The 24,027-nt window shown below is 64.1% G+C and carries 20 protein-coding genes; 6 read left to right on the top strand and 14 right to left on the bottom strand.

The features are described 5' to 3' along the window. Window positions 1-215 precede the first annotated feature (215 nt). The 3 genes from GA0061099_RS10840 to GA0061099_RS10830 all read left to right on the top strand — a co-directional run bounded on the left by GA0061099_RS10840 (window position 216) and on the right by GA0061099_RS10830 (window position 2,755). On the top strand, window positions 216-743 hold the full coding sequence (locus GA0061099_RS10840; protein ID WP_035997755.1) for a GNAT family N-acetyltransferase: 528 nt from the start codon (window positions 216-218) through the stop codon (window positions 741-743). Window positions 744-825: 82 nt separating this feature from the next. Then, entirely contained in the window at window positions 826-2,211 is a 1,386-nt protein-coding gene (locus GA0061099_RS10835; protein WP_036021335.1) for an MATE family efflux transporter, read from the top strand. Window positions 2,212-2,320: 109 nt separating this feature from the next. Continuing rightward, window positions 2,321-2,755: a DUF2147 domain-containing protein gene (locus GA0061099_RS10830; RefSeq protein WP_036021332.1), complete on the top strand. Its 435-nt coding sequence runs from the start codon at window positions 2,321-2,323 to the stop codon at window positions 2,753-2,755. On the opposite strand, the gene GA0061099_RS10825 is transcribed toward GA0061099_RS10830, so the two are convergent. Beyond that, window positions 2,752-3,903, bottom strand: a complete 1,152-nt coding sequence (locus GA0061099_RS10825; RefSeq protein ID WP_036021328.1) for a DUF3095 domain-containing protein — start codon at window positions 3,901-3,903, stop codon at window positions 2,752-2,754. The two genes, GA0061099_RS10830 and GA0061099_RS10825, sit on opposite strands and share 4 nt — an antisense overlap. 221 nt (window positions 3,904-4,124) lie before the next feature. On the opposite strand from GA0061099_RS10825, the gene GA0061099_RS10820 reads away from it, so the two are divergent. Continuing rightward, a complete protein-coding gene (locus GA0061099_RS10820) occupies window positions 4,125-4,502 on the top strand; it encodes a hypothetical protein (protein ID WP_050995834.1) in 378 nt (125 codons plus the stop codon). Between the two features lie 4 nt (window positions 4,503-4,506). On the opposite strand, the gene GA0061099_RS10815 is transcribed toward GA0061099_RS10820, so the two are convergent. The 10 genes from GA0061099_RS10815 to GA0061099_RS10770 form a co-directional block, all read right to left on the bottom strand. Further along, entirely contained in the window at window positions 4,507-4,716 is a 210-nt protein-coding gene (locus GA0061099_RS10815; protein WP_036021325.1) for a hypothetical protein, read from the bottom strand. Between the two features lie 126 nt (window positions 4,717-4,842). Continuing rightward, the gene (locus GA0061099_RS10810) at window positions 4,843-5,565 is read right to left on the bottom strand and encodes an SDR family NAD(P)-dependent oxidoreductase (protein WP_036021322.1); all 723 of its coding nucleotides are present in this window, start codon (window positions 5,563-5,565) and stop codon (window positions 4,843-4,845) included. Beyond that, entirely contained in the window at window positions 5,558-6,940 is a 1,383-nt protein-coding gene (locus GA0061099_RS10805; protein ID WP_036021319.1) for a class I adenylate-forming enzyme family protein, read from the bottom strand. The genes GA0061099_RS10810 and GA0061099_RS10805 overlap by 8 nt, the downstream gene beginning before the upstream one ends. Further along, entirely contained in the window at window positions 6,927-7,172 is a 246-nt protein-coding gene (locus GA0061099_RS10800; protein WP_015688794.1) for an acyl carrier protein, read from the bottom strand. The genes GA0061099_RS10805 and GA0061099_RS10800 overlap by 14 nt, the downstream gene beginning before the upstream one ends. A 143-nt stretch (window positions 7,173-7,315) precedes the next feature. Beyond that, window positions 7,316-9,121 carry a long-chain-acyl-CoA synthetase gene (locus GA0061099_RS10795; RefSeq protein ID WP_036021317.1) on the bottom strand — a complete coding sequence of 602 codons (1,806 nt, stop codon included), beginning with the start codon at window positions 9,119-9,121 and terminating at the stop codon, window positions 7,316-7,318. A gap of 211 nt (window positions 9,122-9,332) precedes the next feature. Next, window positions 9,333-9,611, bottom strand: a complete 279-nt coding sequence (locus tag GA0061099_RS10790; RefSeq protein WP_035997672.1) for a DUF3551 domain-containing protein — start codon at window positions 9,609-9,611, stop codon at window positions 9,333-9,335. A 168-nt stretch (window positions 9,612-9,779) separates the two neighbouring features. After that, entirely contained in the window at window positions 9,780-11,657 is a 1,878-nt protein-coding gene (gene htpG / locus GA0061099_RS10785; protein ID WP_036021314.1) for a molecular chaperone HtpG, read from the bottom strand. 111 nt (window positions 11,658-11,768) lie between these two features. Further along, window positions 11,769-12,191, bottom strand: coding sequence for a hypothetical protein (locus tag GA0061099_RS10780; protein ID WP_036021311.1), 423 nt, complete (start codon window positions 12,189-12,191; stop codon window positions 11,769-11,771). A gap of 237 nt (window positions 12,192-12,428) precedes the next feature. After that, on the bottom strand, window positions 12,429-13,055 hold the full coding sequence (locus GA0061099_RS10775) for a nuclear transport factor 2 family protein (RefSeq protein ID WP_036021308.1): 627 nt from the start codon (window positions 13,053-13,055) through the stop codon (window positions 12,429-12,431). A 155-nt stretch (window positions 13,056-13,210) separates the two neighbouring features. Continuing rightward, window positions 13,211-14,017 (bottom strand): response regulator, encoded by an 807-nt coding sequence (locus GA0061099_RS10770; protein ID WP_035997648.1) that lies wholly within the window; start codon window positions 14,015-14,017, stop codon window positions 13,211-13,213. Between the two features lie 231 nt (window positions 14,018-14,248). Here GA0061099_RS10770 and GA0061099_RS10765 point away from each other — a divergent pair, with 231 nt between their 5' ends. Continuing rightward, the gene (locus GA0061099_RS10765; RefSeq protein ID WP_036021339.1) at window positions 14,249-14,482 is read left to right on the top strand and encodes a NepR family anti-sigma factor; all 234 of its coding nucleotides are present in this window, start codon (window positions 14,249-14,251) and stop codon (window positions 14,480-14,482) included. Beyond that, window positions 14,482-15,030 carry a sigma-70 family RNA polymerase sigma factor gene (locus GA0061099_RS10760; RefSeq protein WP_018316216.1) on the top strand — a complete coding sequence of 183 codons (549 nt, stop codon included), beginning with the start codon at window positions 14,482-14,484 and terminating at the stop codon, window positions 15,028-15,030. Before GA0061099_RS10765 ends, GA0061099_RS10760 begins: the two co-directional genes overlap by 1 nt. An 87-nt stretch (window positions 15,031-15,117) precedes the next feature. On the opposite strand, the gene GA0061099_RS10755 is transcribed toward GA0061099_RS10760, so the two are convergent. From GA0061099_RS10755 to GA0061099_RS10745, 3 genes are all read right to left on the bottom strand, one after another. Further along, window positions 15,118-15,816: a nitroreductase gene (locus GA0061099_RS10755; RefSeq protein WP_035997645.1), complete on the bottom strand. Its 699-nt coding sequence runs from the start codon at window positions 15,814-15,816 to the stop codon at window positions 15,118-15,120. 136 nt (window positions 15,817-15,952) lie between these two features. Next, window positions 15,953-18,184 (bottom strand): CHASE2 domain-containing protein, encoded by a 2,232-nt coding sequence (locus tag GA0061099_RS10750; RefSeq protein WP_036021292.1) that lies wholly within the window; start codon window positions 18,182-18,184, stop codon window positions 15,953-15,955. A gap of 142 nt (window positions 18,185-18,326) precedes the next feature. Further along, window positions 18,327-23,627, bottom strand: coding sequence for a VCBS domain-containing protein (locus tag GA0061099_RS10745; protein WP_074447729.1), 5,301 nt, complete (start codon window positions 23,625-23,627; stop codon window positions 18,327-18,329). Window positions 23,628-24,027: the final 400 nt, after the last annotated feature.

The raw sequence follows: 24,027 nt of genomic DNA, 5'->3' as shown, positions 1-24,027 counted from the left end.
GTTCTAACGGTCACCCCTTATAGAAGGTTCCGCCGCCATTAAATACCTCAGAATTTGCGAAAAGGCGTGACTTGGCGCGTCCTGCTTGAATGCACAAATTCGCCGCAACCCGGCCGCCGTGATCAGACCTGCAGTTCGCTGTAAAATATCATTGCCTTTGAGGCGCTTAAGACAGAACAAACGCGCGAAGAAGCGGAGCTGTGGAGGACGAGGCCATGAGCATCGAGATCGACATATTGAACGGCGACGCCTCGTGGCCGAGGGCCGAGCCGCTACTTCAGGCGGTCTGGGCACCGCAGTTGGTCGCAGGCAAGCCCTGGGCTCATGTCAAATGGGCCAATGCCGATCTCCGCGTGCTGGTCGAGACGCCCGAGGATGGTCTCGTGTGCCATGTCGGCATCTACTTCCGCACCATCACCTGGAATGGACAGAAGGTTCATATCGGCGGCATCGGCGGCGTCTCGACGCGCGAGGACCAGCGCGGCCGTGGTTATGCGACCGTGGCGATCGACGCGGCGGTGCATACCATGCGCGCCAACGAGGCGGTTCGGTTCGCCCTACTGGTCTGCGAGCCGCACAATTTCGCGTTCTACGAGGCCCGGAGCTGGCTGCCGTTCAAAGGCGAGGTCTATTGCGAACAGCCGGAAGGGCGGATTCGGTTCACCTACATGGCGCCCTATGTCTTCCACATCGTGCGCGCGCCGACGCTGGGCACCATCGACCTATGCGGCCTGCCGTGGTGAGCCCTGCGTGAGCCAGGGCTGCGCCGGCCGGCTCATTCTCTTATAATATGTCGGTCATCATTTAATTTTCCGCCCGGTGAACATGACGATCGACGCCCCCGCAGATGCCGTCCCGCCGGTTGCGCCGGTCGCCTCCCCCATCGCGAGCCTCCTGACCGCGCCGATCCTGCCGACGCTGCTGCGGCTCGCGATCCCCAACATGATCGCGATGGTCGGCAGCACGCTCGTCGCAGTGGCTGAGACCTCCTATATCGGCCGGCTCGGCACCATCCCGCTCGCCGCGATCGCGCTGGTGTTTCCGTTCGCGATGCTGACGCAGATGATGAGCGCGGGCGCGATGGGCGGCGGCGTCTCGTCCGCAATCAGCCGCGCCCTCGGCGCAGGGGATCGCGACCGCGCCGCGACGCTGGCGCTGCATGCCGCCATCATCGGCCTTTGCGGCGGGCTGTTCTTCACGGTGATGATGCTCGCCTTCGGCCGCTCCTTCTTCGCGCTGCTCGGCGGACGCGAGCGCGTGCTCGAGGAGGCCAGCGGCTATTCGCAGGTGCTGTTCTCCGGCGCGGTCGCGATCTGGCTCGTCAACACGCTGGCCTCGGTGATCCGCGGTACCGGCGACATGCGCCTGCCTTCGATGATTCTGATCGGCGCGAGCGCGCTGCAGATCGTGCTCGGCGGCACGCTGGGGCTCGGCCTGTTCGGAGTGCCGCAATTCGGCATGCCGGGCGTGGCGAGCGGGCAGCTGATCGCGTTCAGCTGCGCGGCGATCTTCTTCATCTGGTATCTGTTGTCGGGGCGCAGCCGGCTGCCGCTGGATGTCCGCGCCTTTCATTTCGAGCGCGCGATGTTCCTGGACGTTCTCAAAGTTGGCGCGGTGGCCTGCCTGTCGCCGCTGCAGACCGTGCTCACCATTCTGATCTTCACGAAGATCCTCGCGACCTTCGGCACCGAGATGCTGGCCGGCTACGGCATCGGCTCGCGGCTGGAATTTCTGCTGATCCCGATCACCTTCGCCTTCGGCATCGCCTCGGTGCCGATGGTCGGCATGGCGATCGGCGCCGGGCATGTGAAGCGCGCGCGGCGTGTCGCCTGGACCGCGGCCGCCGCCTCGGGACTCACGGTGGGGCTGATCGGCCTCGTCGTTGCGCTCGCGCCGTCACTGTGGGTCGGGCTCTTCACCCGCGATCCCGGCGTCACCGCCGCCGCGCACAGCTATTTCCACTGGGCCGGTCCGGCTTTCGTGTTCTTCGGCATGGGCGTGTCGCTTTACTTCTCCTCGCAAGGCGCCGCACGCGTCGGCGGTCCGGTGCTCGCTTCCACGGCACGGCTTCTGATCGTTGCGATCGGCGGCATCGGACTGATGACCGCGCAAGCGCCGGCCTGGACCCTGTTCGCGCTGGTCGGCGGCGCCATGGTCGTGTTCGGGCTCTCGACCGCCGCCTCGGTCGCTTTCGCGCGCTGGGGCAAATGATCGCAGGCAAATAAGCGCAGGCAGATAAGCTCAGAAATGTGATTCCATCGGGCGTTGCGCGCGCTCGAATTGCTGCTATGGAGGCGCCTCCATTCCAGGGCCCCTCTCCATGACATTCAGATTCGCCGCTCTCACCGTCATTCTGGCTGCGCTGATCGGTGCGCCTTTCGCCCATGCGCAGAGCGCCGACGGGACCTGGCTCACCCAGGCGGGCGATGCGCGCGTCAAAATCAGCAAATGCGGCGGCGGCATCTGCGGCCACATCGTCTGGCTGCGCGAGCCCATGGACAGCGCGACCGGCCAGCCCGCCACCGACAGCAAGAATCCCAATCCCGCGCTGGCCAGGCGTCCGATGATCGGCCTGCCATTGTTCAGCGGCATGGAGCCGGCTGGACCGAACAAATGGTCGGGCCAGATCTACAATGCCGACGACGGCAGCACCTATGCGAGCAACATCAGCCTGACTGGCGCGGACGCGCTGCGGGTCGAAGGCTGCGTCGGCGCGCTCTGCGGCGGTGAGACCTGGACGCGCGCGGGGCGCTAACCCGCTGCCATCATCGCCTTCAACGCCGTCGCCGCCGAGGCATAGCCGCCGCGCGCGCCGTCGATGAAATGGACGTGATCGCTGCGCAGCGCCGACGGCGCGAAGCAGGTCATCATCGCAGCGTCCTGCTGGTAGAGGCCGTAGCGCACGATGCCCTCGCGCGCGGCGGCTTTGAGACGATCGTTCAAGGCGCGCTCGAGCTGCGGCGTGCAGTCCAGAATCATGCGCAGGCCGTCGTCGTATTTACGGAAGTCCGAGTTCTCGACCACCTGCCGCTTGTAGAGGCTGGGCACGAAACCGCCGATCTTGATGTCGAAGCGCATGATGAAATAGGCGAACAACGTATAGGCGAGTACGCTGGCTCTGCGCGCGAGCAGCGGACCCCCGCGCCTGGTTCGGGCCTCGAATTCCACGCCCTGCGGCGGCCATTTCAGCGGGGGCCCCTGCGGCGGCACCGGCCGGCCGCCCTCCGGGCTGCGCTCGACGAGATGAATGATGTCCTCGATCACCCTGCGGAAGGCCACCTGATCGACGCCGCGCGCCGGCATCACCAGCACCGACAGGATCAGGCCGCGCGCCGCCGGCATCACCTCGAAACGACACGACAGGCCCGAAAGGTCCGGCTGCGTGCCGGCGGGCGCCTCATCGACGGCAAACTCGCCGCGCTTCATCGCGGCGTCGGCCCAGGCGAGCCCGCCGCCCGAAAACATCGCATAGGACAGGTTGGCCGACGGCCCGAACCGGGCGACGCGCACATCGAGGCCGTGTGTGCGAATGACGCTGACCGGCACCAAGGCGACGCGCAGGGTCAGATCGAGGCCTTCGCGCACCCAGGTCGCGGTCGCAGCCAGCGCCTGGCGGGCAAGCTCGACGTCGTCTGGCGCCACCGCGAAGCTGGCGCCGTCGCCGCCGAACACGAAGGGAAATTCCCGCCCCTGCAGCGCATTGGTCACCGCCGCGATCACGGCGGCACCGGCCATGTTCACGGCCTTGTAGCGCTGCGCCGCGATCGCCTTGGTCGAATCGACGATATCGGCAACACCGATGCTCCAGTCGTCCGGCAGCGGCGCATAAAGCGCAGGATCCATCAGGCTGGTGAAGCCTCGGAAGACGGGAATGCCGCCATAGAAGGACTCGCCTGAGCTCATCGGGATTGCCGGACTGTTGGAATGCGAAGCAAGATACGTGGCAGGATCGATCCGGGTTCGCTGGCTCGCGCCCCCTTTCGATCATTGGCCGAAAGTGGCCCGGACAACAAGATGCGGCCGCCTTGCAATGCCTCGGCGGGATCATTGATCGGCATCAAACGGCCATCCGGGGAGAGCGGCTATCGTCGGTCGGCTCCAAGGGGTTGCATGGGAAAATCGAGGTGTCCGACTTCAGCAGCAAGGACTCCACCTCTCCGGTCCGCCGGCGCACGGGTGTCGACCCGATCAGCGCGGTGAAGATGCCGGAAAGATTGACGGAGGCGGTCGATGCCTGGGCTGAAGCTCACCGCCTGACCCGCTCGGATGCGATCTGCAAGCTGATCGAGCTGGGGCTGAAGTTGGCACTCCCCGTCTCCGCGCCCGCGCACCCGGTCGTATCGGACGCGACCAAGATCGAAGAGATCGCAGTGCATGAGATCGAGTTACTGCTCGATCCGGCATTGCCGCCAGACGAACGCGAGCGCCGCATTCGCCGCCTCACCGAAGGGCCGCCGGAATTTTCACAGGAACGATTCGACCTGCCGAAGCAGCGGCCGTGAGCGGCTAGTGCAGCTTCTCGTCCCGACGCTTGCGCAGCTGGGATGCAGGGACGTCGTGGCAGCCGATCAGGCGCACGAATTGCTGCGGATACGCCTCGTGGCCGTGATCGCCGGAATTCTGATGCGACATCGGCGGGCAGCGGACCTCATCCGACTTCACACGCACCGGCTCTTTCAGGGCTCGGCTTGAAGCGGTCATGTCTGAAGTGGCCATCGACTGCTCCCCTTCGTTTAGGGCAGATCGATTGACGTAAACCAATCGATTGCGGGGCATCTTACGACCAAATCCGGCTGGCTGTCATTGCGCACGATCAGCGCAATTGTGGCAGCCGGGTTCCGTCTACGCCGTGTTCCCGGCATCGATGGTGAACACGGTGCCGGTGACGTTGCGGCCGCCTTCGCCCAGGAGGTATTCCACCATGCGCGCGACGTCATCCGTCTCCGGCAGCCGGCGCAGCGCGCTGCGGCCCGCAATGCGCTTGCGGCCTTCCTCAGACAGATTGTGGGTGAGCTCGGTGTCGATGAAGCCCGGCGCGATCGCGTTCACGGTGATGCCGAGCTTGCCGACCTCACGGGCCAGCGAGCGGGTGAAGCCGGTCGCGGCGGCCTTGGTCGCGCCGTAGACGGAGAGGCCGTTATAGCCTGTCGTCGCGATGATCGAGGAGATGTTGATGATGCGCCCGGCGCCGTCGGCCATCATCTGGCGCGCCACATATTTGGTGAGGATGATCGGCGACAGCACGTTGAGCTGCACCAGCGCCTCGATCTCGGAATTGTGCATGGTGGCCAGCAGGCCTTCGGTGCCGAGACCGGCATTGTTGACGAGGCCGTAGATCGGGCCGAATTCGTCGCGCACGAGCTTTGCGAAGGCCGGGATTGCATCGATCACGGCAAGATCGCAGGCACGGAAATGCAGGCGCCCGTCGGCGGCTGCGATGGCCGCCTTGAGCTCTTCGCTTTCGCGCCGCGCCGCCGCGATGACGTTGAAGCCGGCCGCGACAAGGCGCTTGCCGATCGCAAGCCCGATGCCGCGGCTGCCGCCGGTGACGAGAACATTATGCATCGGTGCGCGCCAGTTTTCCGGCCGGGGTGACGTCGAGCGCCTCGACGAAGCGGAGGACCGCCGGCACCTTGTGGGATGCGAGCTGGGCGCGGCACAGATCCAGGATTTGGTCGCGGATCTCTTTCGCGCGCGCCGGATCGGTGCCCTCGGTGAGGATCACGTCCGCGACGACGATGCCGCCGGTGATCGGGCTCTTGCGCGACTTCGCGCGCGACATCCGCACATCCGGATGGCGGTTGATCACCGCCTCGATCTCCTCGGGGTGGACCTTCAGCCCGCCGATATTGATGATGCCGCCGCGCCGGCCGACGAAATAATAGCGGTTGCCGCGCAGCTCGACGATGTCGCCGCTGTCGACAAAGCCGTCGTCGTCGGTGAGCGCGGAGGCGTTGCGGCCGATATAGGCATGAGCCGTGCGCGTCGAGCGGATGCGCAGCGAGCCGTCGACGACTTTCATCTCGACGCCGTTGCGGTTGCCGAGATAGTCGGCCGGAAAGCCTTCCAGCCCGTCATTGACGGCGAACCCGACGCCGGCCTCGGTCGAGGCATAGGCATGGCCGACGGACGCATGGGGGAATGCCGCCTTCAGGCCGTCGAGCACGGCTTGGTCGGCGATCTCGCCGGAGAGACGGACGTAAGCCGGGGCGAACTGGGCGGCCGAGCCGCTCATCAGGAGCTTGCGCCAATGCGAAGGCGTGCCGGAGATATGCGAGACACCGCGCGCCTTCAGCCGCGCGACGTGATCGGCGAGCGCCTCATGGGGATCGGACAGCACCAACGAACCGCCGGAGAGGATGGCACGGAGAAAGATTTGCAGGCCGCCATAGCGGCGGATGTCGTAGAACGTTGCCCAGACCGGTGCAGGTCCGCGCGATGGGCCTTCGGCGACGATCGCGCCGGTCAGCGCTTCCAGCGTATGGCCGGCGATCTTTGGCACCCCCGAGGTGCCCGAGGTGAGCATCAGCCATTCGGTGCCGCGCGCGGTCTTGGCCGGCGCGGCGGCTTGCGGCGGCAATTGCGCGGTGACGACCAGCGGCACGCCGGACGCCGCCCAGAGTTCGGGCTCGTCGGTGACGACGGCATCGATCCCGGCATCCGCGATCAAGGCGCCGAGATGCGCCGGGTTGAGGTCCGGCGGACACAACAGCATGCGGCGGGCGATGCCGTCGAGCTCGATCATGGCAAGGCCGGACCGGAGCTGGTCCGACAGCTTGAGCAGCACGGCACGGCCAGAGAGCTCGTGCAGCCGCCCGCCCAGAACAGTGTGCGACAGGATGCCCGTCAGCGATACGACATCATGCGCATCGGAGATGGTGCGGCCTTTCAGCTCCGCGCCAAGATGGTCGCGAAGTGCAAAGATCTCACGCGGGGACATTTTCGTAGGCCCGCACGAAATCGCCCACCGTGGCGGGGAACGCTGCGTCCTCGGAAATGGTGAAGGGATCGACGCCGGTCTCGTCCTCGAGGCGGGCGACCAGGATGGCGAAGGCGAGCGAGTCGAAGCCCGTCTCATGCAGGGACAGATCGTCCGAGAGGGCGGGAAGCGTGACGTGCTGCTCCTTGGCGATCTGCTGAATCGCTTCAATGACCTTTGACCTTACCGACATGGCTGGCTCGCTTTGTTATCGATCTCGTTGTTGCGGCGGCTCTTGCTGACCGCCTCCCCATCGCGGTCTGTTTACCCGACAGAAGTAAATGGCTTCTTGGACAATTCAGATAAAATTGGACCTATCTCTCGATTTTGGTTGCCCTACAGCCTGATCGTACCGCCCGAGATGGCCGCATATGTCTCCGCGTCCAGCGCGACGTAGACGCCGGATATCGGGTCGAGCATGAACAGCGGATCGGCGACCGCGGCCGGGTCAAATCCCTCGCGGGCGAGCTCGCCCTTCTTCTGCTTGAAGGTCTCGGTGGCGTCGAGCTCGCGCGAGATACGGATGAAGAGCGGGCGGGCGTAGACCGGCAGGCGTTGCGCGAGATGGGCGGGCAGCGCGCTGATGTCAAAGCCCTCGTTCACGACGATCGCGCTCATCCCGGCCCGGCCGTCGGCGCCGGGAATGCTGACGCCATAGGTGGCGGCATCGACGACGCCAATGAAATCGCGCACGGCATCGTTCACCTCGGAGGTCGCGACATTCTCGCCCTTCCAGCGGAACGTGTCGCCGATACGGTCGACGAAATGGAAAAATCCCTTGTCGTCCATCCGCATCAGATCGCCGGTGCGGAACCAGGCATCGCCCTTGACGAAGACGTCACGCAAGACTTTTTTCTCGGTCTCACCGGCATCGGTGTAGCCCTCGAAGCGCCCACCGCCCTCGTCCGCGGTGCCGATGCGGCCGATCGCTTCGCCGGCCTCGCCGCGGCTGCAGGCGATGCAGAAGCCCTCTTCATTGCGCAGCGGCGCGCCGCTATCGGGGTCAAGCTTGACGAGCCTGGCAGGAAAGCGGTGCGCGAGCAGCGCCGGGACGCGGCCGATCGCACCCGGCTGGCCCTCGACGTTGAACAGCGAGAAATTGCCTTCGGTCGCGGCGTAGAATTCGAGGATGCGCGGAATGGCGAAGCGCGCCTGGAAATCCTCCCAGATATCGCCGCGCAGCCCGTTGCCGCAGGCGAGCCGCAGGCGATGCCGATTCTCGTATTCCGAGGGCGCGGCCTTGAGCAGGTAACGGCAGAGCTCGCCGATATATTGAAACAGCGTGCAGTCGTGCCGGACGATGTCGGACCAGAAATGCGAGGCCGAGAATTTCTCGGCGATCACTACCGAACCGCCGGCGGCCAGAATGCTGCACGGCGCGACGATGCCGCCGACCGAATGGAACAGCGGCAGACAATCGTAGAGCCGATCCTGCGGCGTCGCGCCGGTGAGGCCAGCGAACCAAAACCCCCAATTCAGGATGCGGCGGTGGCTGATGCTGGCCGCTTTCGGCAGGCCGGTGGTGCCGGAGGTGTAGATCAGCAGCGCACGGTCGTCGATGGTGACCTCGCCATGCTCCTCCGGCGATAGCGGGCCGTCGTCGAGAACGGCAAGCGCGACGTCGATCGCACGTTCGCTGCGGCTATCGCCATGCGTCCAGACTTTTGCCGCCGTCTTCAGATGAGGTGCCGCGCTGTCCAGCATCCCCGCTAGCTCATGCGCAACGATGACATGCATCGGCTTCGCGACATCAAGGCAGTGCGCGAGCGATTGCCCGACGAGCTTGGTGTTGATCAGTGCGACCACGCCGCCGACGCGGCTGATGCCGAGCCAGGCCGCGATATAATCGATGCCGTTCGGCATGATCAGCGCAACGGTATCGCCCTTGGACAGGCCGAGCGAGCGCGCCCAGCGGGCGTAGCGATTGATCCTCTTCGAGAGGCCTTCGTAATCGAGGCTTGCCTCGTCCGCCACCAGAGCAACGCGGTTAGGCTGGCGCTGCGCCCAATCGTCGACGACGTCGGCGAACAGGCGGCCCGGCAGCGTTTCGATCCGCGCGGTGAGCTCGATCGCCCTCAACCAGATCTTGGAAGCCGACGGTGCGCGCGCGGCTTTCGGCTTCTCGATGACGCCGGTGGTCATATTGTTTACTCTTTCGGGCGGTCTGCGGTTTCCGGCAGTTTAGCCCGCGCGCCCTGACCCAGGCGTTAAGAGACAAGGTAAAACCCGGTTAGGGCGCGATTAACTGTCGGCAGCGCGCAGCCAAGGTCGCACCCGCCGGCAGCGCGCCGACGGGTGTGACCAGGTCGAAAGAGCGATGAATGCAGAATTCCCGGCCTTGGTCCCGTTCGCCTCAGTGCACCTTCTTGGGACGCCGGCGCGGCGGCGGCGATTCGTTGAAGGCGTAATAGGGATTGAGGTCGCAGGTCGCGGCAAGGCCCGACGCCGTGGCGCGGCACTGCTCCAACGAGGTGAACGAGCAGTCGAAATAGTCACTGCCTCCGCCACCAGGGCCGCCACCGACGTAGCGGTGCATGCAGACGGGATAGGCCGGATCGTATCGCTGCGCGCTGGCATCCGCTGCGCCCAGCAGCGTGAAGACCGCGGTAAGAGTGAGGAATGACAAGCGCATGGGAAATCCTCGAACTGGTGACGTCGCTTCATATGACACAACATCTCGCCGTCCGCGACTGTTCCTGAGACCTGATGACGTCAAGGTGAGTGAGACGCGCAGCGCCAGAGGCGTTGCGCGATGAGCGATCTGACAACCTGGCGGTCCGAATGATGCTGCGAGGCAGCGCTAGCCGCCGAGCCCCTGCAACACCAGCCGGTTCAGCCGTGCCGCGAACGCCGCCGGGTCTTCCGGCAATTCGCCGTCCAGGATCTGCGCCTGCTCGAGCAGAAGCAGGCTGATATCGTCGACGACTGTCGAGCCAGCCTGCGCCTTGGTGACCGCGGTGACCAGCGGATGGCGCAAATTGATCTCGAGGATCGGCTTGGTCTTCATGCCGCGGTTCTGCTGCGACAAGATGCGCTCGAGCTCGCGGCTCGGACCCTGGCTGTCGGCGACGAGGCAGGAGGCCGAGCTGGTCAGGCGCGTCGAGACCTTGACGTCGCTGACGCGCTCGCCCAGCGCGGCCTTGATCACCGCGATGGTGGCTGCTTCGTCCGCAGCCGGCTCGTCCTTCTTCGCCTCGTCCTTATCGTCGATACGCGGAATCAAATCGAGATTGAGATCGCCCTGGCTCAGCGACTTCAGCGGCTTGCCTTCGAAATCCGAGGGCATCGAGGTCCAGAACGCGTCGACGGGATCCGACAGCAGCAGCACCTCGATGCCGCGCGCGGTCGCAGCTTCCAGCCGCGGATTGGACTTCAGCCGCTCAATGCTGTCGCCGACGAGATAATAGATCTCGGTCTGGTTCGGTTTGAAATCGGCGATGACCTGCTTCAGCGACCGCTTCTCGCCCGACGTGGTGGTGAAGCGCGACAGTGCGAGCAGCTTTTCGCGCCGCTCGAAATCCTCGTAGATGCCTTCCTTCAGCACCGGGCCGAAGGCGTCCCAGATCTTGGCAAAATTCTCGGGGTCCTTGTCGGCAAGGCTTTCGAGCTCGGACACCACACGCGTCGCCACCGCCTTGCGGATCTGCGCCAGCTGCGGATTGTTCTGGAGCATCTCGCGCGAAATGTTGAGCGGAAGATCCTCGCTGTCGACCACGCCGCGGATGAAGCGCAGGTACCCCGGCAAGAGGTCGGCATCGTCGGTGATGAAGACGCGCCGGACGTAGAGCTTCACGCGGCCCTTGCGGTTCGGCTCGAACAGGTCGAACGGCTTGGTCGAGGGCGCGAACAGCAGCACGGCGTAGGAGTAACGTCCTTCCGCGCGGTAGTGCAGCGTCATCGCGGGATCGTCGAAGGCAGAGGCGATCTGCTGATAGGCCTTCTTGTAATCGTCAGCCGTGAGCTCGGATTTGGAGCGCTGCCACAACGCGCTCGCCGAATTGATCTGTCGCGGCTCGCCGTCTTCGGGCACGAGCTCGATCGGAAACAGGATGTTGTCGGAATAGGCGGTGACGATACGCTCGATCTCGTAGGTCTCGAGATATTTCTTGGAATCGTCCTTCAGGTGCAGGACGATCTCGGTGCCGCGCGTCAGGCGCGCCGCTTCCTCGTCGCTGGCACGGGCGATCTCGAAGCCGGAGCCGCCGGAGGACGTCCAGGTCCACACATCGCTCTCGCCGGCGCGGCGGCTGATCACGACGATCTTCTCGGCGACCATGAAGGCGGAATAGAAACCGACGCCGAACTGGCCGATCAGGCCGAGCCCGTCCTTGGCCTCTTTCAATTTGGACACGAACGCCTTGGTGCCGGAGCGGGCGATGGTGCCGAGATGGTCGATCAGCTCCTGCCGCTCCATGCCGATGCCGTTGTCGGCGATCGTGAGCGTCTTGGCCGTCTTGTTCGGGACGATGCGGATCTTGAGTGCGTCGCCTTCGCCCAGCAGGGCGGGACTGGCGATGGCCTCGTAGCGCAGCTTGTCGCAGGCATCGGAGGCGTTGGAGATGAGCTCGCGGAGGAAGATGTCGGTTTCCGAATAGACGGAGTGCACCATCAGGTGCAGCAGTTCGGAAACTTCGGCCTGGAAAGGCTGCGTATGCACAGCCGTATCTGACGTCGTCATGCGCTTACCCGGTCAAACAAAAGCGAGGGAACCCGGATATAGCGCGAGGCAATGGCGGATCAAGAGGATGTGAAGTCTGGGTCCGCCAAACCACCCCTCGCGGAGAGGGGGTCAGGTCACGCAGCGGCCGGGCTGGAGCAGCCTTGCGACCTCGGTCAGGGAGCTGACCATCGGCTCACAGGCGATCGTCGGCTTGTTGCGAGGCTTCTTCTGGTTCTGGAGCAGCACCGGCGTCTTGGCATTGCCGGTCTCGATCACGGCGGGGACCCGCAGCAGCACCGACGTATCGGCGAGGTCGTTCAGCCGCATCGAGACGGTACGGGTGGGAACGGCTGCCGGTTTGATCTCTGCAAGCCGGTCTGCCTTGGCGGTGCGGTTGACGTTGTGACCCACCGCGACGGTGGAACCGTGGCTGGGGAGGTCGGCGACGGCCTGCCAGCGGTCTGCGAGATCATGCCCGGAGGCCAGTTGCACGGCACCGAGGGTGGCGACGACCGCAATTGCGCTCAAAAAAACCTTTTGAATCTGTGACATGGCTGCCGATCCCTCGCCCCATGGCGGGCACGGGAACAACGCCGCCGCAGGATCGGGGGTTCTCGACAGCTACGATCACTTAACCGTGTGCGAAAAATGCAGCAGACGGCAAAATATTTCGCGCGCCTTGGAACGACTTTCGCGCACAGGAGTCGTCTCAGCAGCCGGCTATTCCCCCCTGCCCCATAAGCCGGCGACGTAGGGCGCGACTGTGGTGATGCCAGTCGCGCCTTACTTTTATCTGGGGCCTACTTTCGCCTTTCCTGCCAGCCACTCCCGGCCCTCGCCATAGAGCTTCTCGACCTCGGGGCCGATCAGGCCCGGCATGTCGCGCTTCACGTTGTAGCCGATCAGCTCCTGCATGTAGGCGAGGTGGCGGTAGCCCTCGGGGAGTGCAGCCAGCGCATCCTGGTCGAGCCGAAGCGTCGCGGCGGGATCGACCGGGTCGATGCGGTCCTTCTCGTAGATGGGCTGGCGGCGGACGATGCCCCATTTGCCGATACCTGATGGGTCGTTCCGCTTCTCCAGGAAATCGTAGAAGCGTCCAGTGCAGACGACGTCGCAGAGCACGTCGTGCACGAGGCCGCGCTGCGAGATGGTCATCTTGGTCTGCGCGATCGCTCGCGCACCCGCAAGATCGATGCTGGTGCCGCCGAGGAAATGCAGGATGCGCACGCCCCTGGCAAAACCCTCCTGGCTGACCCGCATGAAATCCCGGGCCGGCCCCTGAAACCAGGTCGCGGACATCCAGCCTTCTTCGTGCCAAACCGTGGCAAAGCGCTCCCAGTCGCCGGCATCGCGCCACACCGCCCAGTTCTCGACGAGATCGCGGATGGCGAGACGATCGAGGAGTTGCTGGTCCATGGGCACGTCTCCGATTGGCGTGGTCGCACGCGCAGCTGCTACATGAGCTATGGGCGGCGAATTCAGCGCCCGTCAAGCGGGCCGGCGGCATGAAAAAAATCCGGCGTGCCTTGGGCACGCCGGACTTCGCTATTGGGACGGCCGCAGGCGCCTTGTTACGCCGCAGGCGCTTTGGGCGTGCGATTGCGCGAATTGCGCTGGAAGAACAGGGCCTGGCTCGCCACCGCCGATACCATCGCGGGCTGGAACGGCTTTGAGATCAGGAACGCCGGCTCGGGACGCTCGCCGGTGAGGAAGCGCTCCGGATAGGCGGTGATGAACACCACCGGCACCTCAAAGGTGCGCAGGAGCTCGTTGACGGCGTCCAGGCCGGACGAGCCGTCGGCAAGCTGGATATCGGCAAGGATCAGGCCGGGCCGCTTGTTCTTGGCCAGCGCCACCGCATCGGCATGGGTGCGCGCGACGCCGACGACGTTGTGGCCGAGATTCTTCACCAGGCTCTCGAGGTCCATGGCGATGAAGGTCTCGTCCTCGATGATCAGCACGTCGGTGGCGATCTCGGCGGCCATCTCGCGTCCGGCTGCGTCCGCAAGACGGCGCGTCTCGGCAACATCGGTGCCGAGAATGAAGGCGACTTCCTCTTCCGAAAAGCCCTCGAGCGAGAGCAGCAGGAAGGCTTGGCGCGGCAGCGGGGTGATGTTCGACAGCCGCCGTTCCGGCGGCATCGGCAAGGTCGTCACCTCGGCATCGTCGTTGATCGAGACTGAATTCCAGATCTGGGTGAAGAGCCGGAACAGGCCGGCCCGGGGCCCATGGTTCTCGTCGAGCACCGACGGATCGCCCAGCATGGCTTCCAACATGGCGGCGACATAGGCGTCACCGGAGGCCTGGCTGCCTGTCAGAGCCCGCGCGTACCTGCGCAACAACGGCAAGTGTTCAGCAACTACCTGTGAACGGGACATCCCCACTCCATTCGTCTTTGGGCCAACCTTGAGGTCCAATCCTGAGGTCAGGCATCACGCGGGGGGCCCAGGTTCCCCTGCTGGGCTGTCTACGCCTCACGACAACAAAAGTTCCGCCAAGCTGGGAACTTTTTGGCGCAGCTGGAATTGTGCCTATCCAGGGAACGGCTCCCGGTTGAGAAAACTTCTCGATTTTACAGTCACTTAACTCGGGGAAACGTGGAACAGGTCATGAAAGATCTCAAGTCTCAAGCCAGCAGAAGCACGAGCCCCGGCAAGGGAGGCCTGACTCCGGAGATTCAATCCCGGATCGGGCACCAGTTGCGCGCCATGTACGACGATGTCGTGCGACAGGGGGTTCCGGATCGGTTCGCAGAACTGATCAAGAAGCTTGATGCGCCGGGAGCGTCACCCCACGTAGAAAATGAGGGCGGATCCAACGACAACAACAATGGGAGGGATTAATGCCTCTCACGGACTCCCTGCGTAACGACATCTTGGCGGCCGTGCCTAGTCTGCGCGCCTTCGCCATCTCGCTCAGCGGCAATGCGGATCGGGCCGACGATTTGGTCCAGGAGACGCTGCTGCGTGCGCTCGCCAACATCGACTCGTTCCAGCCCGGCTCCAACCTGCCGGCCTGGCTATTCACGATCCTGCGCAATTTGTTCCGGTCGGACTATCGCAAGCGGCGGCGCGAGGTCGAAGATGCCGAGGGCAATTACGCCAAGACGCTGAAGACCCAGCCCTCGCAGAATGCGCACCTCGAATTCGAGGAGTTTCGCACCGCGCTCGACAAGCTTCCGCAGGATCAGCGTGAAGCCTTGATCCTGGTCGGCGCGTCCGGCTTCTCCTATGAGGACGCGGCCTCGATCTGCGGCTGCGCAGTCGGCACCATCAAGAGCCGCGTGAACCGCGCCCGCTCGAAGCTCGCCGCGCTGCTCTATGTCGACGGCGCCGAGGATTTTGGGCCTGACGAGACTGTGCGGGCCGTGATCGGCGGCAGCGGCGGCTGACCGCCGCCGTCAATCGCACCGGAACGAGACGAAGACGGCCGCTTCCACGGCTGTCTTCGCGCGCGATGCGTCCGGCTCACGTCGCGATCACACATCCACGAAGGTTGCGGTCTCGGCCACGCTCGCCCGCGAGGTGCGGTAGCTGTTGACCTTGTGCGCATGGTCCGCATAGCCGAACGAGATGCCGCAGACGACGCGGCGGTCATCGGGCAGATCGAAGTGGCGGCGGATCAGGCCGGAATGCCGCGCCAGCGCGGCCTGCGGAATGGTGCCGAGCCCGAGCGCCTGCGCCGCCAGCACGAAGTTAGAGACATAGGCGCCGCAATCGATCGCACCGTAGATGCCGAGCGGCTCGTTGGTGTGGATGATGGCGACATGCGGTGCGCCGAAGAAATTGTAGTTCTCCAGCGCCTGCTTGGCATAGGCCGCCTTGTCGCCGCGGGCGATGCCGAGCGTGTTGTAGAGCTGGAAGCCGCTCTCGCGGCGGCGATCGAGATAGACCCCGACATATTCGCGCGGTGGCGTGAAGTCGTAGTCATCGCCGAGGCCCTTCGAGGCCTCCGCGTAGATCGCCTTGCGAAAGCGCTCCTTGGCCTCGCCGCTGGCGATGATGACCTGCCAGGGCTGGCTGTTGCACCAGGACGCCGTGCGCTGCGCGGTCGCCAGCACATGCTCGATGGTGGCGCGATCGACCTCCTTGGGGAGAAATGCGCGAACGGAGTAGCGCTCGTTGAGGAGCTCTTCGAGCACCCCGATGCGGTCGTTCTGTCTCACTTGTGCGTCCATCACTCAGCTCGCCCTTTTTTCTTTTGGTTGGGCAGAGGCGCCAAGCGCCGTCCCACCACCATACTTACCTCGACGCACCTGCATATGGTAGGCATGCAATGTTTTGCCCACCCTGCACGAGCGGTGACCGTGACGACTACTTGGTCAGCAGGGCATAGGCGCCGGTCCAGCCCTCCGGCGGCGGATCGATCTGGAAATCCTTGATCCGCGCCTCGTAAAGCCTGAACAGCTTCTCCAGCGTGTCGGCGTCCTCGCTCTTGCGGCCGCGCTCGATGGCATCCAGGGCGCCCTGCCAGTCGCGGCTGCGGTAGCAGCCGAGCATCTCGATGGTGATGTTGCGCAGGCGCTGGAACGCGGCCGAATGCATCACGTCCTCGCGGCCGGCGATGGCGTAGATCACTTCCGGCTCGGTCTTGCCCTTGACCATGATGAAGTCGAGCTCGAGGATCGCGAATTTCTCCTTGGCAGCGAGTGCCGTGCGCGAGCCCACGATGATCGGAAATCCGTATGCCTTCGACTGGCCCTCGAGGCGCGAGGCCAGGTTCACGCTGTCGCCGAGCACCGAATAGTTCTTCTTCAGGTCGGACCCCATGTTGCCGACCACGCCGATGCCGGTGTTGAGACCGATGCCGACATTGAGCGGGATATAGACGTGGCCGCCGTCGGCGGCCTCCTGCTCGCGCTCCTTGTTGACCTCGTCGATCTGCTCGAGCATCTGGATCGCGGCTTCGCAGGCGTTGATCTCGTGCTCGGCGTCGTCGAGCGGCGCGTTCCAGAACGCCATGATGGCGTCGCCCATGTACTTGTCGATATAGCCCTTGCGGTCGATGATGACGTCGGTCAGCGGCGTCAGGAAGCGGTTCATCAGCTCGATCAGCCCCTGCGGATCGTGCTTGTAGCTCTCGGAGATCGTGGTGAAGCCGCGCACGTCGGAGAACATGATCGTCATCTCGCGTTCCTCGCCGCCGAGCACGAGCTTTTCCGGCGACTGCGCCAGCTGCTCGACCAGCACAGGCGACATGTATTGCGCGAATTGCCCGCGGATCTGCACGCGCTGACGCTGCTCGCGCACGAAGCTCGCAAAGATCAGCGTCAGGTAGACTGCGGTCGTCGACAGCAGCGGATAGGTGAAGTCGATGAGATAGCGGTGCTGCGTGTAGGAGAACCAGGACACGCCGATCAGGATGGCCGCGAAGGCCGCGCCCACCAGCACGAGGCGGACGGGGCCGAGATTCGGCGTGAAGATGATGACGAGCAGGCCGATGATCAGCGCCGCGATCAGCTCGACGCCCAGGGCATAGTTCGGCTGCGAGATCACCGCGCGGCTCAGCACGCCCTCCAGCACCTGGGCATGGATCTCGACACCCGGCATGGCCCGGGACACCGGCGTGGTCTTGATGTCGTTCAAGCCGCCCGCGGAAGTGCCGACCAGCACCAGCTTGCCGGCAAACCTCGTGGGCGGCACCGCATTGTCGAGCACGTCGACCGCGGAGACGTAGATCGAAGGATCCCGGCGGGCATAGTGCACCCAGAGCTGACCGTTCTTGTCGGTCGGAACCTCCAAACCCTTGAGGCGGATCGACTTGATGCCCGTCTTATCGGTACGGACCAGCAGGGTCGGCGTGCCCGTGACGACGCGCAGGATCTCGAGGCTGAGTGAGGGCATGATGTTGCCCTGGGCGCGCATGATCATCGGCACGCGGCGGATCAATCCGTCACGCTCGGTCCGGATCGAGAACAGGCCGCGGCCGGCCGCGGCCCTCTCGATGACCGGCACGTTGCGGAGCAAGCCGGGGAATTCGAACAGGAAACGCTCGGCCCCGTCCTCCCCCACCGTTGCAACCCCCGAGAACGGCAGCGACTTGTCGAGCTCGGACAAGACCTCCGGAAGCCCGGTCTCGCCCAGCACGACGTGCGAGCGCTTGATCGCGTCGGCGAGGATCTGATCGTTGCTCGGCAGCTCACGCAGCTTGGCGCGGGTCGCGTCGTCGAGATAGCGCATCTGGCTCGCGACCTGCTCCGGGTTGAGCCGGTCGGCTTCGGAGAAGACCATGTCGAAGCCGATCGCCACCGCGCCGTTCTTGGTGAGGTTCTGGACCATGTCGGCGATGCGCGTGCGCGGCCACGGCCACTGTCCGAGTCTGGTGAGGCTCTTGTCGTCGATATCGACGATGACGACCGGCCGCGCCGCCTTCTCGCGCGGATCGATCAATTGAAACATGTCGAAGGTGCGCAGCCGCAATTCCTGGATCGGCGGCGGATCCCACAGGCGCGCGCCCGCGAACAAGACCAGCAGCGCAAGGCAGATCAGTCGCGCAAGGCCGAACTTCTGCGCAAACCACCGCCGCAGGATTTTGAAACGCTTCATGCCAGTCAGACTTCCTGACCCAGATCATGCCGGGCGCACCGATCATGAAGCGTCGGCGTGCGATTGGCTATTCCCCGAGTGCTGAGGATTATGGATTTTTTGCCGCGGTCGAGGTGCAAACCGGAAGCGCCGCCTGCTTCCACTAGCCGACGTGAGTGCCGAAGATGAAATCGCTGGACTGGAGATTCGCGACGGCGACACCCTTGAGCAGGATCGTCTCGTGGCTATCCAGCGTAAGCAACGTGCCGCCATCCTGCGCGGCGGTCGGGGCAAGGTCGTTCAAGGAGCTGATGCCGCTGAACTGCCGCAGGTCGAGCTTGTCGAGGCCGTACTCGAAATCATTCACGGTGTGCTGAACCGAATCCTGCGACGAGGCCGGTGCGAATACGAACTGATCCTTGGCACTGCCGCCGATCAGCGTATCACTCGACTCGGTCGCGAAAATGACGTCCTTGCCCGCGGTACCTTGCAGGGTCATGCCCTGGCTCTCGGCTCCTTCGACGAAGATGAAGTTCACCGTGTCCGAGCGGCCCGCCGAATCGGCAACGGTCAGCGTGATCTGATCGGTGGCGGGCAGTCCCGCCTCGGGATCAGCGCCGGTCGGCTCGTAGACGATGCCCGCGCCTTGCGCGAGGGCGGTGTTGATCTGCTCGAGCGTGCCGGTCGTCGGATAAACACTTGCGAGGCTGACGTCCGGATTCGCGGTCGACAGCGTGACCGTGAAAGTGTCCGTCGCAGCGCCGGGATCGGCGTCCATGACGACGAGGTCGGTAATGATCTCGTTGCTGTTCTCGGTGATATGCTCGACCTGGAAGCTCTCGGTGTTGATGACCGGGCCCGCACCGTCGTCCGCACCGGTCACGTTCACCTTGAGCGTTGCCGTTTCGGTCGCACCATGGATATCCGTGGTCTGGACCGTGAACGTATCGACATACGATCCGTCCGCCAACGCATTGATCGCAGCATCATTCGGAACGTAGCTGTAGCTGCCGTTGGAATTGACCGTCAGCGAGCCGTAGAGTCCCGCGACCGTCGTGGCCGCCTGGTGATCTGAATTGAGGACGGCATAGGTCAGCGTCGCCGTCTCACCGCTGTCGGCGTCGGTCCCCGCCAGTTGCCCGGAGAGATTGGAGAAGGTGTCGTCGTCAGCGGTGTCCGTGAGCGGGCCGATGTGGAGATCGGACAGCGTCGGTGCGTCGTTCGTGCCGGTGATGTTGATGGTCACGACCGCGCTAGTTCCAAAGCCCTGAGCATCCGACGGAACGATGGTGTATTGCAGCGATAGCGTCTGACCGGCGGCGAGGAAGTCGAAGGCCTGGCCGGCCGAGTTGAATTGCCAGGTAAACTGGGCGTGGGTCGCCGTGCCGTTGAGAATGTCGCCGGACGGCACGGTCAGATAGTTCAGGAGATCGGCATGCGACAGCCCGCCGACACTGCCCGTTTGCAACACGTTGTCGAGCTTAACCTGCACCGCATCGACCGATACCGTGACGTGATCGGTCGCGTCGACGTCGGAGACCGCCAGCACGCCATGCGAGAGCTGGCCGCCATTGGTCTCCGTCAGATCGGCAAATGCGCCGCCCGGCCCGGAGGTCCCGCTGGCCCAATCCGCATCACCTTCAATGGCGAGGCTCTTGGTTGGGTTGACCGTGTTGGAGGCCGTGCTCCCGCTGCCGTCGCCAAGCGTATAATAGGCGGCCAGATTGGCCTCGTTGCCGGTGAGCGCGGTGAAGTCGTACGACTGGATTTGCGCCTGCGTGAGTGCGGTGGTCCAGACGCTGACATCGGCGATCGAGCCGGTGAAGCCTTGCGTACCGAAGCCCGGAGCGTACCTGCCGCTCGCCGCTCCGATCATCATGTAGGACGGCTCCTGAGCGCCAGCGATCGCGTTGACGCCGCCACTGTGGGAATAGACGGCGTTGCCATCGACATAAAGCGTGAAGATGCCGTCGTCACGCGTCAAGGCGAGGTTATGCCATTGCCCCGCAGTAAGCGCGAAGCCGGTATCCTGGATCTCGACGCCGCCCTCGAGAATCGCGATCTCCAGCTTGCCGCTGATGACAGTGCCCATGAGGCCGAAACCGGTGGTCGAGGTATTGCCATTGTAGAACAAGACCTGGCTGGCGGAGGCAGCGTCTCCGTTCCAGTTCACCCAGCCGTCCAGCGTCACGTCGTCGGTGGCGACCGTCGGTACGTCGCCGACCGCGATGGTCGCACCGTCGAAGTTCATGTAGTCCGACGTCACATAGGAGACGGTCGGCGCATCGTTGGTGCCGGTGATGGTGACAGTGACGTCTTGCGTGACAGTCGCGTTGTGATTGTCCTTGAAGGTGACGGTGTAGACCTGAGTTATGGTCTGCCCTTCCGCCAGCGACTGCAGCACGGGATCGTTGTTGTCGAGCGTGAAGTGCCAGTCGAGCGTCGCGCCGGTGCTGGTGTCGGCGTTGGATTCGGACACCGCGCCGATGGAGAAGGTGCCGATATTCGTGCTGTCGTCCTCGAATCCCGGCAGAGCCGAACTGACGGACGATGACTTGAACTGCACCTGCACCGTATGGGTGTCGATCAGGTCAACGTCCTGGATCGCCAGCGTACCGCTGGTCGTCAGCGAGGCGCCGTCATCCTCGGTAACCGCACCCGTTGCCGCCTCGGGATCGCTCGTGATCGTCGGCGCGTCGTTGGCGCCGTTGATCGTGACAGTGACGTCCTGGGAGACCTGCGCACCGTGATCGTCAGTAAAGGTGACGGTGTAGACCTGGGTGATGGTCTGGCCATGCGCCAGCGATTGCAGCACCGCATTGTTGTTGTCGAGGCTGAAGTGCCAGCCCAGCGTCGCGCTGTTGTCGGTATCGGTGTTGAACTCCGCGACCTCGCAATCGATCGTGAAGGTGCCGAGCGGCGCATTACCATCGAAGCCCGGCAGATGCGCGTTCGACGTCGCTGACTTGAATGCGGCCTGCGCGGTGTGGGTGTCGATCAGATCGAGATCCTGAATCGCGAGCGTGCCCTCGATCGACAGCGTCGCGCAGGCATCCTCGGTGACGCTGCCCTTTGCAGCGTCTGCATCACTCGTGATGGTCGGCGTGTCATTGGTGCCGGTGATGGTGACCGTGACGTCCCGGGTGACGGTGCCACCGTGATGGTCGTCGACGGTCACGGTGTAGACTTGGGTGATGGTCTGGCCTTCGGCCAGCGACTGCAGCACCGGATCGTTGTCGTTGAGCGTGAAGGTCCAACCCACTGATCCGCGCGTGCTGACACCCGGACTCTCGCTCACCGCGGTTAGCGCGAAGGTCCCGATATGCGAGGTGCCGCTGCCGAAGCCGGGCAGATGCGCGTTCGACGTCGTCGACTTCAGGACGTAACTGGCAGTGTGCGTATCCGTGAGATCGGGGTCGTTGAAGGCGACGCTGCCGTTCGCCGTCAGGGTTGCCGCCGTATCCTCTGTCACTTCTCCGGTGGGCGTCGTCGAGTCCTCGACGATCGTCGGCACGTCGTTGGTGCCCTCGACATTGACGTCCGCACCGTCGATGGACACGGTGATCGGCGTGCTGACGACGCCGCCGTGCCCGTCATCGACCTGCACCACGTAGTTGAGGATCAGCTTCTCGTCCTCGGCCAGGAAGTCGAAGAGATGGTCGGGAACGCTGTAGGTCCAGGTGGCCGTGCCGTTGTTGCTGTTTCCGGCACCCTGAACCACGGTCAGCGGCACTTTGACGGCAGCGATCGCCGCGAGTTGCTCCGGCGTCAGGGACGCAGTGATATCGTTGCCTTCGGCATCGAGATATTTGAACGGCTCGACGGATGAGAGCGCCGCGCTCACGATCGGCCGGTCCGTCAGATCGACGTCGGTGAAGGTGACCGTGCCCGTGATGATGTCCAGCGCCTCGTTGCCGGTCCCGACCTGTTCGATGACGGTGCCGCCTGACGTCGCAACGGTAGGCTTGTCGTTCGTTCCCGTGATCGTGATGGTGATCGGGATGAACCTGGACTCGGGGTTCACCGTGAAATTGGTGTCGACGCGGACCATGTAGGTCAGCGTCAGGGTTTCGCCGGCCGCGAGGAAGTCGAAAACGTGGTCGGGGATCGTGTAGGTCCAGACCGCCGAGCCGTTGTTGTTGTTGGCGGGGTCGGGGACGACGCTGATCTGGATCTGCGTCGCCGCGATGCCCTGCTTCTGGAGCTCCGAGAGGGAGCCGGTGACGTCGTTCTGGCCCGCGGTTTTGTAGACGTAGTTCGGCGCCTCGGCGAGGCTGATGCTCACCGTCGGCCGGTCGCCGAGGTTCTGATCGACGAACCTGATCACGCCGGAAATCGTGTCGGCGCGCGTGTCGCCGGTCGTGTCCGCACGCTCCGTCAACGCGAACGCCGTCTTCACGTTGCCGCTCGCGTCGAAGCTCTGCGCGATCGGCTGGCCGGGAATGCGTACGATGAGCGGCGTGGAGGTGGTGGGCGTCTCCGATCCCTGCGGATTGAGATTGACGAATGTTGCGGTGGCGCTAGGGCCGGACGACGATTTGAGTAACACCTCATAGCCGAACGGCGTGATCGTATCGGTGTAGTTCGTGGTCAGCTTGGTGTTGGTGTTGTTGTCGGTGAACTTCAGCGTGAACACGTCCGTGATCAGCTTCTGCACCTCCGGCGACATCAGTGCATTGGTGATCGAGACGTTGCCGCCGCTGATCTGGATCATCTGGCCGGCCTGGTTGACCGTCGCGATCGGCAGCAGCGTGACCTTGTCGAACAGGATGTAGGAGCCGGTCGTGCCGTTCGGCTCGACCAGCACCTGGAAGCTCGCCTGCGGCTGCGGATCGCCGCCGCCGGCGGGAACGACGAAGTTGATCTGGGTCAGCACCGCCGTGCCGCGGATGCCCATGGTGGCGACCGGCGTGTCGACCTTCATGTCGCCGCGCTTGGCGGTTTCGCCGGCGACGAAGGTGATGGTGCCCGCGACGAGGCTGAGCAGCGAGGAATTGTTCGACCCGTTGGGGTCGTAGACCATCTCGTTCAGCACCATCCGCGCGTTGGAGGACAGGCCGAACACGGTGCCGTCAATGAAGGTGATGCCAAGCGTCGAGTCGGCGCCGGTCGAGACCACGTCGCCCTTCTCGACGTTGTCGCCATTGTTCAGGATGACCGAGACGCCGTTGCGGATCGCGGTCGCGCTTCCCACGAGCTTGGTGACGTGACCGATGACCTGGCCCGCACCGGCACCGGGCGCGGCCTGGGCAACCTGGACATGGCCGGTGAGGGCGTTGACGACGTCGCCGCTGAGGTGGGCGCCGTCGGGCGAAGCGAGCGCGGCGCGCTTGTCGCCCCTGAAATAATCGTGAACGACGAACTCATGACCGTCGTGGGACGACACAAGGTCGAGCCCGGCACGCTTGAACTCGCCGTTGAAGATCAGATTGGGGTCGGGAACGACGAACGCGCCGTCGGGCACGTGACCGTTCGCCTTTGCGGTAAAAGAATCGATATTTGCCCCGACGGGCGAGCGGGAACCCTGGCCGTCCAAAGAAATCGCGCCGTCAAATTGGCCAGCGTAATTCAACCGGGCACCGTATAAAGGGTTAAAATTTAAGTAAGTATCGACCGCCTAAGCTTGCATAGCATTAGCAAGTCCTTAGCGATACCATCTATTGCTTGTGTGATTTCGCATCACTTGGCCCCGGGAGGCCCCACGGCGTGGCGCCGCGACAGAGGAGTGAAAGTAATTCCTCAAATATTCGTATGTCGAACTCAGCCTGTTTCCACGCATTTCCAGTCATCCAAAGTAACCTGCTGTATAGTTACGAAGCAGATACTTTCATCATCTTTCCTTCGCGAGCTCCCGCAGCATCCTG

It is taken from the genome of Bradyrhizobium yuanmingense (assembly GCF_900094575.1).
GTDB lineage: Bacteria > Pseudomonadota > Alphaproteobacteria > Rhizobiales > Xanthobacteraceae > Bradyrhizobium > Bradyrhizobium yuanmingense.
This window is presented reverse-complemented; position numbering and strand designations above follow the sequence as displayed.

Bases quoted from the DNA above. Each gene is read 5' to 3' on its own strand.
- GA0061099_RS10840 (WP_035997755.1), top strand. From the start codon at position 216: ATGAGCATCGAGATCGACATATTGAACGGCGACGCCTCGTGGCCGAGG.
- GA0061099_RS10835 (WP_036021335.1), top strand. From the start codon at position 826: ATGACGATCGACGCCCCCGCAGATGCCGTCCCGCCGGTTGCGCCGGTC.
- GA0061099_RS10830 (WP_036021332.1), top strand. From the start codon at position 2,321: ATGACATTCAGATTCGCCGCTCTCACCGTCATTCTGGCTGCGCTGATC.
- GA0061099_RS10825 (WP_036021328.1), bottom strand. From the start codon at position 3,903: ATGAGCTCAGGCGAGTCCTTCTATGGCGGCATTCCCGTCTTCCGAGGC.
- GA0061099_RS10815 (WP_036021325.1), bottom strand. From the start codon at position 4,716: ATGGCCACTTCAGACATGACCGCTTCAAGCCGAGCCCTGAAAGAGCCG.
- GA0061099_RS10810 (WP_036021322.1), bottom strand. From the start codon at position 5,565: ATGCATAATGTTCTCGTCACCGGCGGCAGCCGCGGCATCGGGCTTGCG.
- GA0061099_RS10805 (WP_036021319.1), bottom strand. From the start codon at position 6,940: ATGTCCCCGCGTGAGATCTTTGCACTTCGCGACCATCTTGGCGCGGAG.
- GA0061099_RS10800 (WP_015688794.1), bottom strand. From the start codon at position 7,172: ATGTCGGTAAGGTCAAAGGTCATTGAAGCGATTCAGCAGATCGCCAAG.
- GA0061099_RS10795 (WP_036021317.1), bottom strand. From the start codon at position 9,121: ATGACCACCGGCGTCATCGAGAAGCCGAAAGCCGCGCGCGCACCGTCG.
- GA0061099_RS10790 (WP_035997672.1), bottom strand. From the start codon at position 9,611: ATGCGCTTGTCATTCCTCACTCTTACCGCGGTCTTCACGCTGCTGGGC.
- htpG (WP_036021314.1), bottom strand. From the start codon at position 11,657: ATGACGACGTCAGATACGGCTGTGCATACGCAGCCTTTCCAGGCCGAA.
- GA0061099_RS10780 (WP_036021311.1), bottom strand. From the start codon at position 12,191: ATGTCACAGATTCAAAAGGTTTTTTTGAGCGCAATTGCGGTCGTCGCC.
- GA0061099_RS10775 (WP_036021308.1), bottom strand. From the start codon at position 13,055: ATGGACCAGCAACTCCTCGATCGTCTCGCCATCCGCGATCTCGTCGAG.
- GA0061099_RS10770 (WP_035997648.1), bottom strand. From the start codon at position 14,017: ATGTCCCGTTCACAGGTAGTTGCTGAACACTTGCCGTTGTTGCGCAGG.
- GA0061099_RS10765 (WP_036021339.1), top strand. From the start codon at position 14,249: ATGAAAGATCTCAAGTCTCAAGCCAGCAGAAGCACGAGCCCCGGCAAG.
- GA0061099_RS10760 (WP_018316216.1), top strand. From the start codon at position 14,482: ATGCCTCTCACGGACTCCCTGCGTAACGACATCTTGGCGGCCGTGCCT.
- GA0061099_RS10755 (WP_035997645.1), bottom strand. From the start codon at position 15,816: ATGGACGCACAAGTGAGACAGAACGACCGCATCGGGGTGCTCGAAGAG.
- GA0061099_RS10750 (WP_036021292.1), bottom strand. From the start codon at position 18,184: ATGAAGCGTTTCAAAATCCTGCGGCGGTGGTTTGCGCAGAAGTTCGGC.